The sequence below is a fragment of the Psychrilyobacter piezotolerans genome (assembly GCF_003391055.1).
GTDB lineage: Bacteria > Fusobacteriota > Fusobacteriia > Fusobacteriales > Fusobacteriaceae > Psychrilyobacter > Psychrilyobacter piezotolerans.
On record NZ_QUAJ01000044.1, the window covers coordinates 1 to 14,516 of the forward strand.

Consider the following 14,516-nt stretch of genomic DNA (forward strand, 5'->3'; position numbering starts at 1 on the left):
CTTAAAAAAAGCTTTTAGGTTGTCGTTGGTAAGAATATCTTTAAGTGTAATAGTAGTCATAATAGTTATTATACCAAAAACCCCCAAGATGGGGGCTGGGGGTTGAAGAAGCGTTAGCTTTTTTTTACACTTAAAAATGGACTTTCGTAATAAAAATTCTGTATAAAAGACCTAAAATCAGATTAAATGTTAAAAAAATAACCATTTTACATTGTGAAACGAACAATTTTCTTGACTTTTTGATATTTTTATCATATTCTTAATACAAGACAAAAATAAATACACCTAGAGTAAATAGAGTCAGGTTATTATAAGTTGTATGGGTGCATACAATATTTTTATAATAACTTTTTTTGTTGTATTTACAATGTTTTTACTTGAAATAGATGAATATTTCACATAAAAGTGTTAAACTTACCATACGTTAAAAACATTTAAGGGGGTAAAGGTGAAAATAATTGCTCACAGGGGAGCTTCAGGTTATGCTCCTGAAAATACCAGAGTATCTATATTAAAAGGACTGGAACTGGGTTGTGATGGTTTTGAGGTAGACGTTCAATTGGCTGGTTCTGGGGAAGTGGTTGTATTTCATGATTTCACCTTGGAGAGAACGACATCTGGGAAGGGGTTTCTCAGGGATATAAATTTATATGACCTAAAAAAATTGGATCTGGGCAGTTGGTTTTCAGAGGAATTTAAAGGTGAAAAAATAATGACTTTAGAGGAACTGCTGAAGATAGTGCCGGAAAATAAAATTTTAAATATAGAGATTAAAGTAAGGCACGATGAGATGAATAAAATAGAGGGAAAAGTAGTTGAAATATTGAAAAGAGCAGGAAGGGTAGAAGGTGATGTCATAATATCCTCCTTTAATCATCGTATAATAAAAGAGATAAATAAGTTGGAGCCCAAGTTAAAAACAGGCTTACTTTTAACTGCAGGATTTATGGATATAGAAAATTATATAAAACTAAATAACTTAAAAATATACAGCCTCCACTTCTATGGAGAGTTTACTGGTAGAAAAATGGTAGAAAAAATGAATGAGATGGGGATAAAAACCTATATTTGGACAGTAAATAGTGTAGAAGAAGCGAAAATATTGAAAGACTTTGGAGTAACTGGAATAATTACTAATTTCCCAGATAAATTTAGGGATCTAAGAGAGGTATAAAAAAAGGGGGAGGAAGATGAAAAAAATAATTGGTCTATTGCTCGTGCTGGTATTTGTAGGATGCAGTACTATAAATGTTGCGGAGGAGAAAAAAACAGAAAAGACAAAAGAAACAAAGAAGATCGTAGTAGCTCACAGGGGAGCCAGCGGTTATCTGCCAGAGCATAGTATGGCAGCAAAATCTATGGCATATGCAATGGGTGCAGATTATATCGAACAAGATGTAGTTATGACAAAGGATAATGAATTAGTAGTATTACATGATCATTATCTTGACAGAGTAACCAATGTAGCTGAAGTTTATCCGTATAGAAAGAGAGAGGACGGCAGATATTATGCCATTGATTTCACATTGAAAGAGATAAAGGGCCTTAAGATGACCGAAGGGTTTAATGTTAAAGGTGGAAAAACAGTGGCAGGATTTCCTGAGAGATTCCCAATTTGGAAATCTGACTTCAGAGTTCATACTCTGGCAGAGGAGATCGAATTGATCCAGGGATTAAATAAAAGTACAGGTGAAAATATAGGGATCTACCCAGAGATCAAGGCACCTTGGTTCCACAGACATGAAGGAAAAGATATAAGTGTGGCAGTATTAAAAGTTCTTAAAAAATACGGTTATACCCAAAAAAATGACTTAGTTTATTTACAATGTTTTGATCCCAATGAGCTTATACGTATAAAAACTGAATTATTGCCGGAATTTGGGATGGATATAAAATTAGTGCAGTTAATAGCAGAAACCAGCTGGGATGAAACTATGGTATACGAAGACGGAAAAGCTGTACCTTATAACTATGACTGGATGTTTGAAGAGGTTGGGATGGAAAAAATATCTCAATATGCCGACGGGATAGGACCCTGGAAGCCCATGCTTGTAACTAACAGGTCTACAAAAGGTAATTTAATTATTACAGATATGGTAAAAGATGCTCACAGATATGGAATGGTGGTACACCCTTATACATTTAGATTAGATAAGGGAAGAATACCTGGATATGCATCAAACTTTGAAGATATGCTGGATATATTTTATAATAAGGTTGGAGTGGACGGGGTATTTACAGATTTCCCTGATCGTGCTGTAAACTTTTTAAAGGTAAAAAAAATTAGAGGTTATTAATAAGAAACGTTTATTAAAATAAAAAATTAAATAATAGGGGGAAAAATGAAGAAATTTGCAAAGATATTAGCATTAATAGTGGCATCTTTAATGCTGTTTATTAGTTGTGGAAAAAAAGAAGAGGCAGCAACGGATACTGGGGAAAAAAAGGTAGTTATTAAATTAAGTACTAAGTTTGCAGAAGAGGAACAGACAGCTAAGTCATTAAAAAGAGTTGTAGAAAAAATTAATGAAAGATCTGGTGGAAGTTTAGAATTACAATTGTATCCAAATGGTCAACTACCAATTGGAAAAAACAGTATGGAACAAGTTGTAAGTGGTGCAAACTGGATATCGGTAGACGGACTTAACTTTGTCGGAGACTATGTACCTGATTTTAATGCCATCAACGGACCTATGTTATACAAGAACTTTGATGAGTATTTAGCAATGACTCAGTCAGATTTAGTAAAAAATTTAAAAGATGAAGCAGCTAAAAAAGGAATCAAAGTATTATCTTTAGATTATTTATTTGGGTTCAGAAGCATGTTAACGGATAAGGCAGTTAAAACTCCTGCAGATCTTAATGGTGTAAAGATAAGAGTACCAAACAGTCAATTATATATGTATACATTAGAAGCAATGGGGGCTAACCCTACTCCATTACCATTTACAGAGGTATACAGCGGAATTCAACAAGGGGTAGTAGACGGGTTAGAAGGATCTCTTATGACTATCTATGGTAGAAAAATGTATGAAGTTAGAAAAAATGTTTCTTTAACTAATCATTTATTGGGAGTATCAGCAGTGTGTATCTCTAAAGACGTATGGGAAGGGTTATCTGAAAACCAAAGAACTATCATCCAAGAGGAATTTGATGCAGGGGCTAAGTATAACAATGACGTTACTGTTGAATTACAAAAAGAGTACAGGGTTCAATTAGAGGAATTAGGAGTTAAATTTAATGAGGTAGATTTACCTGCATTCAATGTAGAAACTGCTAAGGTATTTTCTAAGTTCCCTAAGTGGACTCCTGGAATCTATGATGAAATTCAAAAAGAATTAAAAGAAATCAGAGCTAAATAAAAAATTAAAGTATAATTCGATGATCGTGACTAGTTGTGATGGGAGTTTATCACTGGCTGTTTACGATTATCGTTTTATAGATTAAAGATAATTGAATATGGGGTGGAATATGAAAAATTTCTTTAGAAATATAGAAGTAATTCTGGGGAGTATAGCAATAAGTATCACAGTATTGTCTGTAATAACCAACGTTATTTTAAGGTATGGTTTTGGGATTCAATTTGCCTGGATTGAGGAAGTATCGGTAGGATGTTTCATATGGACTGTGTTTTTAGGAGCTACAGCAGCATATAAGGACAAGGCATTGATAGGAGTAGAAGTTTTGACACAGGCACTTCCAGAAAGAGGAAGAAGATTTTTAGAATTGATAATATACAGTTTTTTATTTGTTTTAACAGCAACCCTATTTTATTTGAGTTACAACTATACAGTAGGATCGGATAAGATTACTTCGGCATTGGAGGTATCCTATGTATATATCAACTCATCTATAGTAGTTTCATTCGGATTAATGACCTTCTATTCATTGAAATTTTTGGTTAAGGACATAATCTTATTTATAGATGAACAAAGAAGTGTAGAAAAAACTAATTTAGTCGGGAAGGAGTGAGAAAGTGGAAGGTTTTTATCCAATAATAATTTTATTTATATTGTTTTTCTTAAATATACCAATAGCCTTTGCATTAATGGGTGCATCTATGTATTATTTTATCTTCGTAGATAATGTTATGTCAATGAACATGATCATGCAAAGATTTGTAACGTCTATCGAGTCATTTCCATATTTAGCGGTGCCGTTTTTTATAATGGTAGGGTCGGTAATGAACTATTCCGGAATCAGTAACAGTCTGATGCAGATGGCAGAGGTCTTAGCAGGGCATATGGCCGGGGGATTGGCTCAGGTAAACGTAGTTTTAAGTATGATGATGGGTGGTATTTCAGGGTCAGCCAATGCAGATGCAGCCATGCAGTCTAAAATACTGGTACCAGAAATGAGAAAAAGAGGGTTTAGTGCTCCCTTTTCAGCAGCAGTAACTGCAGCTTCATCTTCTGTCAGTCCGGTAATACCGCCGGGGACAAACTTGATCATCTATGCATTGATAGCCAATGTATCTGTATCCAAGATGTTTTTAGCAGGTTATACACCGGGGATATTGATGACAGTGGCACTTATGATAACCGTTCATATAATCTCTAAAAAAAGAGGGTATCTGCCTTCAAGAGACAAGGTTGCAAGTCCTAAGGAAATAGCTATCCAGTTTATAAATTCTATCTGGGCATTGTTGATTCCCTTTGGGATTATATTGGGGATGCGTTTTGGACTATTCACTCCTACAGAAGCAGGGGGAATGGCAGTATTATTTTGTGTAATAATAGGAACTTTTGTATATAAAAAATTAAAGTTAAGACATATCCCGATTATTTTAAGAGATACAGTATATGGTACCGGATCGGTTATGTTCCTTATAATAGGAGCTAAAGTATTTGGTTACTATCTGACTTTAGAAAGGATACCTCAAAGTATCACAACATTCCTGATGGATTTTACAGACAATAAGTTTGTATTGTTAATAATAATCAACTTATTATTATTATTTATCGGGATGTTTATAGAGGGCGGAGCAGCACTTATTATATTAGCACCATTATTAGTACCGGCAGTAACCAGTATGGGAATAGACCCTATCCACTTTGGAGTAATCTTAATAGTTAATATTATGATTGGTGGAATAACTCCTCCGTTTGGATCAATGATGTTTACGACCTGTACCATAGTCGGCGTCAAATTAGACGAATTTGTAAAAGAAATAATACCATTCATAGTAGCATTAATGATAGTACTTATAGTCCTTACTTATTCAGCACCTATAGCTATGTTTATACCGAATTTAATGGGGTAGATAAATTATGGGTGAATTAAAAAATAAAAATGTTTTATATTTGAATCTGTAAAAACAATATATGAAAATTTAAAATGAAAATTAAAAAAGAAGTTTTGTAGGTTAAACTATACAGAGCTTCTTTTTTAGAATTTATTAGACAGTATCCACTGGGGATACATAAGGGCCTAGAGTAGCCGTAGAGGGAGTGGTAAAATATGGAGATGGTAACAACGCTTTATGGAATGGATTTATATGAATTTTTACTTCGAGTATTTATAGCCTGCATAGTTGGTGCGTTGTTTGGGCTGGAGAGAAAAAACAGGGGGAAACCTGCAGGGATGAAGACCAATATGCTGGCCTGTGCAGGGGCAGCGATAGTATCTATAATCCAGCTTATGATATCTAATAAAGCATCAGAAATAGGCATAGGAAATATAAAAGCGGATCTCACAAGGTTAACAGCTCAAGTTATATCAGGGCTAGGATTTTTAGGAGCCGGGGTAATTATGAGAGGGGGGGATAAGGTCAGAGGCCTTACTACTGCAGCAACCCTTTGGCTGGTAGCGATATTAGGGATAGGGATAGGATATGGATTTTATTTTTTTATACTTCCAGCTTCTGCTATGATATTATTTGTGTCATTTTTAATAAAAAAATTCGAAACAACTTTTATTGAAAAAAGAAAAATAAAAAAAGTGATCATAGAATATGAACAAAGTGAAGATCTAGAGGATATCATCAAAGAAATTGCCAAAGAAAAGGATATAAGGATAATGGTGGATAAAAAAATAAGTGAGATAGATGACGGGGAACATGTTATCATAAAGAAAGTAATGCATTTTTCACTGCCTAAATATGTCAGCTCAAAATATTTTTTCAATATAATAAGAAAGTTTGAAGAAGTCATAGAAGTGACCAGGATTAATTAAGGAAAAGACCTGAAATAAGGTTAAATACAAATTTTTAAATAAAAATTGTAAAAATAAAGGTTGTAGTGTATAATTATGGTATAAATTAAATAGAAGCTAGAGATGAAGAGAGCTGGACAAAACAGAGTATACGTATTCTGTTTTGTTCAGCTATTTTTGTTTTTAAATAAAAATTAGATTTAGTTATTTTTAAGGAGGTAGCAATGCAAGATATTTTAATAGTAGGAGCAGGAGTAATAGGGGGATCTATAGCAAGGGAACTTTCAAAATATGATCTGAATGTAGTGGTATTAGATAAGGAAACAGATGTAGCCAATGGAACAACTAAGGCGAATTCAGCCATTGTACATGCAGGATACGATGCTACAGAAGGAACCTTGATGGCTAAATATAATGCCTTGGGAAATGCAATGTTTGATAAATTAAGTGAAGAATTAGACTTTCCATTCAAAAGAATAGGATCATTGGTAGTTGCAAACAGTGAAGAGGAAAGAGAACATATAGAGGAATTATTACAAAGGGGAATAGAAAATAAAATTCCAGGAGTAAGAATAATTGAAAAAGATGAATTGAAAAAAGTTGAGCCAAAGATAAATGAAGACGCAGTAGCAGCATTATTAGCTCCTACAGGGGGGATAGTAGGACCATGGGAGATGACTATAGCACTCATGGAAAATGCTGTAGATAACGGTGTGAAATTAGACCTAAATACGGAAGTTTTGGATATAGAAAAAATAGAAGGCGGATACAGAGTAATCACAAATCAAAGAAACTATGAAACTAGATGTATCATAAATGCTTCTGGAGTATATGCAGATAAGATCCATGGAATGGTAGCAGAGGAAACATTTAAAATAACTCCTAGAAGGGGACAATATTTTGTTTTGGATAAAACACAGGGGGAATTAGTTAATCATGTGATATTCCAATGTCCGACTAAATTAGGAAAGGGTGTTTTGGTAACTCCTACAGTTCATGGAAATGTGCTGGCAGGACCGGACGCTGAGGACCTGAGTGACAGAGAAAACTTAGCTACTACAGCAGAAAGACTGGATTTTGTAAGGGAACATGCATTGAAATCTATAAAAGAGTTAAATTTCAGAGAGGGTATAAGAAACTTTGCAGGACTTAGAGCCCAGCCTAGTACAAATGATTTTATAGTTGAAGAGGTAGAGGGAGCCAAAGGATTTATAGATGTAGCAGGGATAAAATCACCGGGATTATCATCGGCACCGGCTATTGCAGCAGACGTGGCAGAGATAGCTAAAAAGATCTTAGGAGATGTAGAATTAAATAAAGAGTTTAAACCCAACAGAAAAAAACACTATGAATTTATAACTGAAAGTTCTGAAAAAAAAGCTGAATTAATAGCCCAGGACAATAGATATGGAAATATGATATGCAGATGTGAAAATATCACTGAGGGTGAAATAGTAGATTCTATCCATAGAAATGTAGGAGCGACTACAGTAGATGGTGTGAAAAAAAGATGCAGACCGGGAATGGGAAGGTGCCAGGGTGGATTCTGCGGGCCGAGAATACAGGAGATCTTAGCTCGTGAATTAGGAAAAAGTTTGGAAGAAATTGTATTGGATAAGGCAGATTCATATATATTAACCGGAGAAACTAAAAAATAAACTCATTAAAACTAAAAAATTAAAAGACAACTCTTTCCTTGTTGTTGTATTCGTCAATCGTCGATATTTGTAAATTAAGATTTTATAAGCTTAATTTCAATGATCATCGAAAACACCTAAGAGGAAGAGTGAGGAGGAAATAGATGAAATATGAATTGGTAGTATTAGGTGGCGGACCGGCAGGGCTGGCTGCAGCAATAGAAGCTAAAAAAAATGGAATTAAAAATATCCTTATCATTGAAAGAGATAATGAGTTGGGAGGGATCTTGCAGCAGTGTATCCACAATGGATTCGGATTGCATGAGTTCAAAGAGGAACTTACAGGACCTGAATATGCCCAGAGATTTATCGATCAAATGGGTGAAGAAGGGATAGAATATAAACTGGATACAATGGTACTTGATGTGAGTGGAGATAAGAAGATACAGGCTATCAACTCTGTGGACGGGTATATGGAGATAGAAGCTCAAGCGATAATCTTAGCCATGGGATGCAGGGAAAGAACAAGGGGAGCTATAGCTATCCCAGGAGACAGACCTGCAGGAATATTTACAGCGGGAACAGCTCAAAGGTTTGTAAATATGGAAGGATATATGGTAGGAAAAAAAGTAGTTATCTTAGGATCCGGGGATATCGGACTTATCATGGCCAGAAGGATGACACTAGAGGGAGCAAAAGTAGAAGCTGTGGTAGAACTTATGCCTTACTCAGGTGGACTTACACGTAATATAGTCCAGTGTTTAGAGGATTATGATATACCGTTATTACTCAGTCATACAGTTACAAATGTAAAAGGTGACGGCAGATTAGAGAGGGTAACGGTAGCCAAGGTAGATGAAAACAGGAAACCTATTCCAGGAACAGAGATCAACTATGATGTAGATACCCTGTTATTATCTGTGGGATTAATCCCGGAAAATGATCTTTCCAGAAATGCAGGAATAGTACTGGATAGAAGAACATCCGGGCCCATTGTAAATGAATCTATGGAAACATCCATCGAAGGAATATTTGCCTGTGGAAATGTAGTTCATGTGCATGACTTAGTAGATTTCGTAAGTGCTGAATCCAGAAGAGCAGGAATCAATGCTGCTAAATATATAAAAAATGAAATTAAAAGAAATGAAGAGTTTGTAGAGATCGATGGAACTAACGGGATCAGCTATACAGTTCCTCAAAAATTTAGAAAAGAGAATATAGATAAAGGTTTAGAAGTATTTATGAGGGTCAGAGAAGTATTTAAAGATGTGAAGCTAGAGGTAAGATGCGGAGATGAAGTTTTAATGAGTTTGAAAAAACCTCATATGGCGCCGGGAGAGATGGAAAAAATAATGATTCCAAAAGTATTTATGGATAAGATCAATACAAATAAGATCGAAGTTACAATAAAGAGATAGGGGGAGAATAGATGAAAAAACTAATATGCATAGTTTGTCCAATGGGATGTCATATAGAGGTAGATGCACAAAATGACTATAAAACAACAGGGAATCAATGCCCTAGAGGAGCTGTATACGGTAAAAAAGAATTGACTGCTCCTACCCGTGTAGTAACTTCTACAATTAAGATATCAGGTGGAATCCATAACAGGGTACCGGTAAAAACAGCCGGAGATATTCCCAAGGAATTAAATTTTAAGTGTATGGATCTCATAAACACATTGTCAGTAAAATCTCCGGTAAAAATGGGAGATATAGTCAGTGAAAATATTTTTGATACAGGGATAAACCTGGTGATTACGAGAAATATGTAAGCTATAAAGATAGAGTTTTCTTAGCTGAAAACTCTATTTTTTAATTACTTTTTGTATTTAAAAAAAATAAAATAAGATATAACTGATTACGTATAATTTTAAGTGTCATATATTCTTACTATAATTTTAGAATTTCTTGAAAAAACTATGAAAATGGAATATAATTATAAAGGATAATAAATTAAAAGGGGCAAGTATATGGAAAAGATAATGGGAAAGGCTATTTTTGAGGGTATAGTAATAGGGGAACCATATCTAAGAGGAAAAAAACAGATGGGAATCGAAGAATATAGAATAGAACCCCATATGTTAGAGGATGAGATGAACAGGTTTGAGGCGGCTATAAGAGATGCTAAGCAGGAGCTTAAATTTTTAAAATCATCATTAAAGGGGAAGGTAAATAGTAATGATTTAAAGATTCTAAATGTACATCTTATGATATTGGATGACCCGGTATTATTATCAGAGATAGGGAAAAGATTAAAAAATGAATTGATTAACATTGAAAAAATTGTAGCAGATGTAGTGGAATTTTATGTGGACATGTTTAAAGATATGAAAGATCCTGTCTACAGGCAGAGAGCCATAGATATCCAAGATGTAGGTGAAAAGATAATAGGACAGTTGATGGTGGAAAACTGTGAATTGCATGAATTGGATAACAAGATTCTCGTAACGAAAGAGATCCTGCCTTCAGAACTATTTAAGATGCATCATGATAAGATCAACTTATTGGGAATAGTGACCGAATTTAGCGGAGAAACCTCCCATATAGCTATCTTGGCCAAGACCTTTGGGATACCTACCCTTATGGGGGTAAAAAACGTATCTCGAATGGAATGGAAAAACAAGATAATATTAGACACCAGAAAAGGTGACCCCTGCGTAATCAAAGATCCTACAGATGAACAGATTGTAGAATATAAGAGGGAAAAAGCAAAGTTAGAAGCCATAAGGGAAGAGAATAAAAAATTAAAGGGACTGCCAGCCATAACTAAAGACGGTGTAGAGATAGTTTTGAATGCTAATATTGGCGGGATAACAGATCTTCTGTCACTGAATAACAGTATGGCAGATGGTGTGGGACTTCTCAGGACAGAATTTTTATACATGGAAAGTAAGTTTTTTCCAACAGAACAGCAGCAGATAGAGCTATATGAGAGAGCCTATAAAAAGGTGGAGAAATTAAATGGAGAGAGAGAACTCATCATAAGAACTCTGGATATAGGAGCAGATAAACAGCTGCCTTATTATGAGATGCCCTTTGAAGGAAATCCATTTTTAGGGTTTAGAGGGATAAGGTTTACCCTGGCCCATGAAAATATATTCAGGACCCAGTTAAGGTCAATCTTGAGGGTTGCAAAGGATAGAAAAATCAAGGTAATGTTTCCTATGATCTCTAATCTGGAGGAGATAATTCAAATAAAAAAAATATTGGCTTCGGTAAAAAAAGAATTGGATGAAGAAGGATTAGAGTATGCCAGCTATATACAGACAGGGATAATGGTAGAGGTACCTTCTACAGCATTTTTAATAGATAAATTTTCTGAGTATGTAGATTTTTTCAGTTTAGGAACCAATGATCTGACACAGTATATAATGGCGGCAGACAGACTCAGTGCCGATGTTGCCTATCTGAATGATTATTTTGAACCTGCAGTTCTCCGGACTATAAATTATATAGCTGAAGAAGCTATAAGGCGAAAGAAAAAAATAAGTATCTGCGGAGAGATGGCCAACGACCCAATGGCTATAGCAGCCCTTATGAGTTTTGGAATAGACAGGTTCAGTATGATGTCTTCATATATACCCATGGCAAAAAGAACGATTTTAAGGTTGAATAGAGGGAATCTTCAAAGGGAATTAAAACCTAAACTATTAAACTGTAACAACGCAAAGGAAGTTAAAGAGATTTTAAAAGAATATATAGAGGTGATTACAGTTGAAAACGATAGAAGTAGAGATTAAAAATAAAGCAGGGCTCCATGCAAGACCATCTTCATTGTTTGTACAGATAGCTACTGAATATGATTCAGAGATAATGGTTATTTGTGACGATGAGGAGATAAATGGTAAGAGTATAATGGGGCTTATGCTGCTGGCAGCAGAGCAGGGAAGGACATTAACTATTACAGCAGACGGTGAAGACGAAGGTGCGGCACTGGAAGCATTAAAAAAATTAGTAGAAGTAGACACCTTCAATGAAGAATAATTATATCTTAAAAAGAGCAGAGAAGATGGGTTTTTGTTTTGGTGTAAAAGAAGCTGTAGAACTGGCTGAAACTATAAAGTCAGATCAAAAAGTATACATGCTGGGGATGCTGGTTCACAATGAACAGGTAATAGAGCAATTAAAGTCTAAGGGTCTTATAGTTGTCACAGAGGAAGAGGTCCTGGAGGGAAGAGATGAAATTCGTGAGGGAGATTCTGTAATAATCCGTGCCCATGGTACAATAAAAAAAATATATGAGATTTTAAATCAAAAAAATGTTAGAATGTATGATGTAGCGTGTATTTTTGTAAAAAGAAGCAGGGAAGAACTTATGAACCATGAAAAAGATGGATATAAGATCATCTTCGTAGGAGATGAATTTCATCCTGAGGTAAGGGGGATCATATCTTTCGGATATGATGTGAAAGTAGTAAAAGATTTTGATGAATTAAAAAAGTTAGAATTTAAGGAGTCGGAAAAATACTATATATTAGCTCAGACCACTTTGAATAAAAATCTCTATAAGGAGATGACTAAATACATAGAAAATAGATATGAAAACTGTAAGGTTGGAAATACCATTTGCGGGGCTACATACGAAAGACAGAAAGCAGTAGAAAAATTGTCTGCCGAGGTAGATGTAATGCTCATTATAGGTGGAAAACATAGTTCAAACACAAAAAAATTATACAATATATCCAAAGAGATAAACGAAAAGAGCTATCTGATACAAACTTATAAAGACCTGGATTTTAAATGGTTTGAAAAAGGTAACAAAATAGGTATAACAGCAGGTGCTTCCACGCCTGATGAAATAGTTGAAAAAATAGAAAGTATATTATTAGGAGGACGTTGTAATGGTTGATAACACAGAGAATTTTGAGGAATTAAGCTTTGAGGAAATGTTAAATCAATATGCACCAAAGCAGGTACAAAGAGGAGAAATAGTAGAAGCTGAAATAATTAGTAAGGAAAGAGATTATTCTTACTTAGATATAAAGGGAGCTACTGAAGGAATAGTTAGAACTGAAGAGATTGCTGAATTTGAAGTAGGAGACATAATCAGAGTAGCTATTACTGAAGATAGTGATGATGAAGGACATATCAGAGTATCAAGAAGAGCAGTTGTACAAGAGGAAGCTGTAGTTAAATTAGAGGCTGCCCTTGAAAATAAAGAAGTAGTAAGCGGAACAATAGTAAGAAAAGTAAATGGTGGATATATAGTAGAGGTAATGGCTCACTCAGCATTCATGCCTAACTCTTTATCTCAAATCAGAAAAGATTCTACAGAAAACGTAATTGGTTTAGAAGTAGATGTTATAATTAAAGATATCAAAACAGAAAGAAACAGAAAGAAGATATTAGTTTCTAGAAGAGACGTAGTAGCTATGGTAGAAGCAGAAGCATTTGCTAAATTAAGCGAAAATCAAATCGTTGAAGTAGAAGTTAAGAGTGTATTAAAGTTTGGATTATCTGTAAGAGTAGAAAATGTATTAGGATTTATCCATATCTCTGAAATTTCATGGGGTAAGGTAGACGACTTAAATACTTTATATAAAGCAGGAGATAAGATCAAAGCTCAAATCATCACATTGGATGCTGAGAAGAAGAGTCTTAAATTATCTATCAAACAATTATCTCAAGATCCTTGGGCAACAGCAGCAGAAAAGTACACTGTAGATACAACTGTTGAAGGAGAAGTTACTAAAATTGTTAAATTCGGAGCTTTCGTTAAATTAGAAGACGGAATCGAAGGATTAGTTCATATCTCTGATTTCTCTTGGAATAACAAGAAAATCAACTTAGGTGAATTCATTTCAGCTGGAGATAAAGTACAGGTTAGAATCTTAGATTTAAACTCTGAAGATAAGAAATTAAAGTTAGGAATCAAGCAATTAAGCGTAGATCCTTGGGCTATCATCGATGAAAAATTCAAAGAGGGAGATACAGCTACTGGAACAATAGTTGATACTAAACCTTACGGAGTTTTCGTAGAAGTTGAAGAGGGAATCGATGCATTTATCCATACATCTGACTTCGCTTGGGCTAAATTAGAGAACAAATTATCTGTAGGAGATAAGGTGGAATTCAAAATCTTAGCTATCGATAAAGAAAACAAAAAGATTAAAGGTGGAATCAAGCAGTTAACTAAGAGTCCTTGGGAAATCTTATCTGAAGAAGTAGGAGTAGGAAGCATAGTTACTAAGAAAATCTCTAGTATCGCTGACTTTGGAATCTTCATCGACATGGGACATGGTTTAGATGGTATGATCCATATCTCTCAAGTTTCAAAAGATTTCGTTAAAGATTTAAAAGAAAAATTTGAAGTTGGTCAAGAAGTAACTGCTGAAGTTATTGAAATCTCAGCTGCTGATCAAAAAGTAAAATTATCTATCAAGAAGATAGAATTAGATGCTGACAAAAATGAAGATGCAGAATTATTAAAGAAATACGGAATGACTGAATAGACTCTTCCTTCTTATGGTTTCTCGATTGACGAGTACGTAATTTTCTTCTAGTTATAAGAAAATTACGATGTCAAAAAGAAACTGAAGTAGAGATAAAAGTTGTGTTGTAAAAATATATTATTAGGAGATGACTCAGGTCATCTCCTTTTTTTATTATCTAGGAAATTATAAATTTGAATATTTGTAAAAAAGAAGAAGTTTAGTTGGGTGGTAAAGAATTTTTAGAGGAAAAATTACTTTTAGGAAATAAATGAATAAAAAAATGTATATAA

At 34.4% G+C, this 14,516-nt stretch carries 13 protein-coding genes; all 13 read left to right on the forward strand.

The window, feature by feature from the left end; translation table 11 throughout:
- The first annotated feature begins 448 nt into the window (after window positions 1–448).
- The 13 genes from DYH56_RS14725 to DYH56_RS14785 all read left to right on the forward strand — a co-directional run bounded on the left by DYH56_RS14725 (window position 449) and on the right by DYH56_RS14785 (window position 14,244).
- On the forward strand, window positions 449–1,174 hold the full coding sequence (locus DYH56_RS14725) for a glycerophosphodiester phosphodiesterase (protein WP_114643630.1): 726 nt from the start codon (window positions 449–451) through the stop codon (window positions 1,172–1,174).
- A gap of 16 nt (window positions 1,175–1,190) precedes the next feature.
- The gene (gene glpQ / locus DYH56_RS14730) at window positions 1,191–2,297 is read left to right on the forward strand and encodes a glycerophosphodiester phosphodiesterase (protein ID WP_114643631.1); all 1,107 of its coding nucleotides are present in this window, start codon (window positions 1,191–1,193) and stop codon (window positions 2,295–2,297) included.
- Between the two features lie 45 nt (window positions 2,298–2,342).
- On the forward strand, window positions 2,343–3,362 hold the full coding sequence (locus tag DYH56_RS14735; protein ID WP_114643632.1) for a C4-dicarboxylate TRAP transporter substrate-binding protein: 1,020 nt from the start codon (window positions 2,343–2,345) through the stop codon (window positions 3,360–3,362).
- A 109-nt stretch (window positions 3,363–3,471) separates the two neighbouring features.
- Window positions 3,472–3,972: a TRAP transporter small permease gene (locus DYH56_RS14740; RefSeq protein ID WP_114643633.1), complete on the forward strand. Its 501-nt coding sequence runs from the start codon at window positions 3,472–3,474 to the stop codon at window positions 3,970–3,972.
- Window positions 3,973–3,976: 4 nt separating this feature from the next.
- Window positions 3,977–5,263: a TRAP transporter large permease gene (locus DYH56_RS14745; protein WP_114643634.1), complete on the forward strand. Its 1,287-nt coding sequence runs from the start codon at window positions 3,977–3,979 to the stop codon at window positions 5,261–5,263.
- Window positions 5,264–5,466: 203 nt separating this feature from the next.
- Window positions 5,467–6,174: an MgtC/SapB family protein gene (locus tag DYH56_RS14750; protein ID WP_158539175.1), complete on the forward strand. Its 708-nt coding sequence runs from the start codon at window positions 5,467–5,469 to the stop codon at window positions 6,172–6,174.
- A 203-nt stretch (window positions 6,175–6,377) separates the two neighbouring features.
- Window positions 6,378–7,811 carry an NAD(P)/FAD-dependent oxidoreductase gene (locus DYH56_RS14755; RefSeq protein WP_114643636.1) on the forward strand — a complete coding sequence of 478 codons (1,434 nt, stop codon included), beginning with the start codon at window positions 6,378–6,380 and terminating at the stop codon, window positions 7,809–7,811.
- Between the two features lie 143 nt (window positions 7,812–7,954).
- Entirely contained in the window at window positions 7,955–9,208 is a 1,254-nt protein-coding gene (locus DYH56_RS14760; RefSeq protein WP_114643637.1) for an NAD(P)/FAD-dependent oxidoreductase, read from the forward strand.
- A gap of 11 nt (window positions 9,209–9,219) precedes the next feature.
- Window positions 9,220–9,564 (forward strand): DUF1667 domain-containing protein, encoded by a 345-nt coding sequence (locus DYH56_RS14765; protein WP_114643638.1) that lies wholly within the window; start codon window positions 9,220–9,222, stop codon window positions 9,562–9,564.
- A 198-nt stretch (window positions 9,565–9,762) separates the two neighbouring features.
- The gene (gene ptsP, locus DYH56_RS14770) at window positions 9,763–11,532 is read left to right on the forward strand and encodes a phosphoenolpyruvate--protein phosphotransferase (RefSeq protein WP_114643639.1); all 1,770 of its coding nucleotides are present in this window, start codon (window positions 9,763–9,765) and stop codon (window positions 11,530–11,532) included.
- On the forward strand, window positions 11,507–11,776 hold the full coding sequence (locus DYH56_RS14775) for an HPr family phosphocarrier protein (protein ID WP_114643640.1): 270 nt from the start codon (window positions 11,507–11,509) through the stop codon (window positions 11,774–11,776). The genes ptsP and DYH56_RS14775 overlap by 26 nt, the downstream gene beginning before the upstream one ends.
- Complete coding sequence (gene ispH / locus DYH56_RS14780; RefSeq protein ID WP_114643641.1) at window positions 11,766–12,641, forward strand: 4-hydroxy-3-methylbut-2-enyl diphosphate reductase; 876 nt, start codon at window positions 11,766–11,768, stop codon at window positions 12,639–12,641. Before DYH56_RS14775 ends, ispH begins: the two co-directional genes overlap by 11 nt.
- The gene (locus DYH56_RS14785; protein WP_114643642.1) at window positions 12,634–14,244 is read left to right on the forward strand and encodes a S1 RNA-binding domain-containing protein; all 1,611 of its coding nucleotides are present in this window, start codon (window positions 12,634–12,636) and stop codon (window positions 14,242–14,244) included. The genes ispH and DYH56_RS14785 overlap by 8 nt, the downstream gene beginning before the upstream one ends.
- Window positions 14,245–14,516 lie beyond the last annotated feature (272 nt).

Bases quoted from the DNA above. Each gene is read 5' to 3' on its own strand.
- DYH56_RS14735 (WP_114643632.1), top strand. From the start codon at position 2,343: ATGAAGAAATTTGCAAAGATATTAGCATTAATAGTGGCATCTTTAATG.
- ptsP (WP_114643639.1), top strand. From the start codon at position 9,763: ATGGAAAAGATAATGGGAAAGGCTATTTTTGAGGGTATAGTAATAGGG.
- glpQ (WP_114643631.1), top strand. From the start codon at position 1,191: ATGAAAAAAATAATTGGTCTATTGCTCGTGCTGGTATTTGTAGGATGC.
- DYH56_RS14750 (WP_158539175.1), top strand. From the start codon at position 5,467: ATGGTAACAACGCTTTATGGAATGGATTTATATGAATTTTTACTTCGA.
- DYH56_RS14785 (WP_114643642.1), top strand. From the start codon at position 12,634: ATGGTTGATAACACAGAGAATTTTGAGGAATTAAGCTTTGAGGAAATG.
- DYH56_RS14765 (WP_114643638.1), top strand. From the start codon at position 9,220: ATGAAAAAACTAATATGCATAGTTTGTCCAATGGGATGTCATATAGAG.
- DYH56_RS14760 (WP_114643637.1), top strand. From the start codon at position 7,955: ATGAAATATGAATTGGTAGTATTAGGTGGCGGACCGGCAGGGCTGGCT.
- DYH56_RS14740 (WP_114643633.1), top strand. From the start codon at position 3,472: ATGAAAAATTTCTTTAGAAATATAGAAGTAATTCTGGGGAGTATAGCA.
- ispH (WP_114643641.1), top strand. From the start codon at position 11,766: ATGAAGAATAATTATATCTTAAAAAGAGCAGAGAAGATGGGTTTTTGT.
- DYH56_RS14755 (WP_114643636.1), top strand. From the start codon at position 6,378: ATGCAAGATATTTTAATAGTAGGAGCAGGAGTAATAGGGGGATCTATA.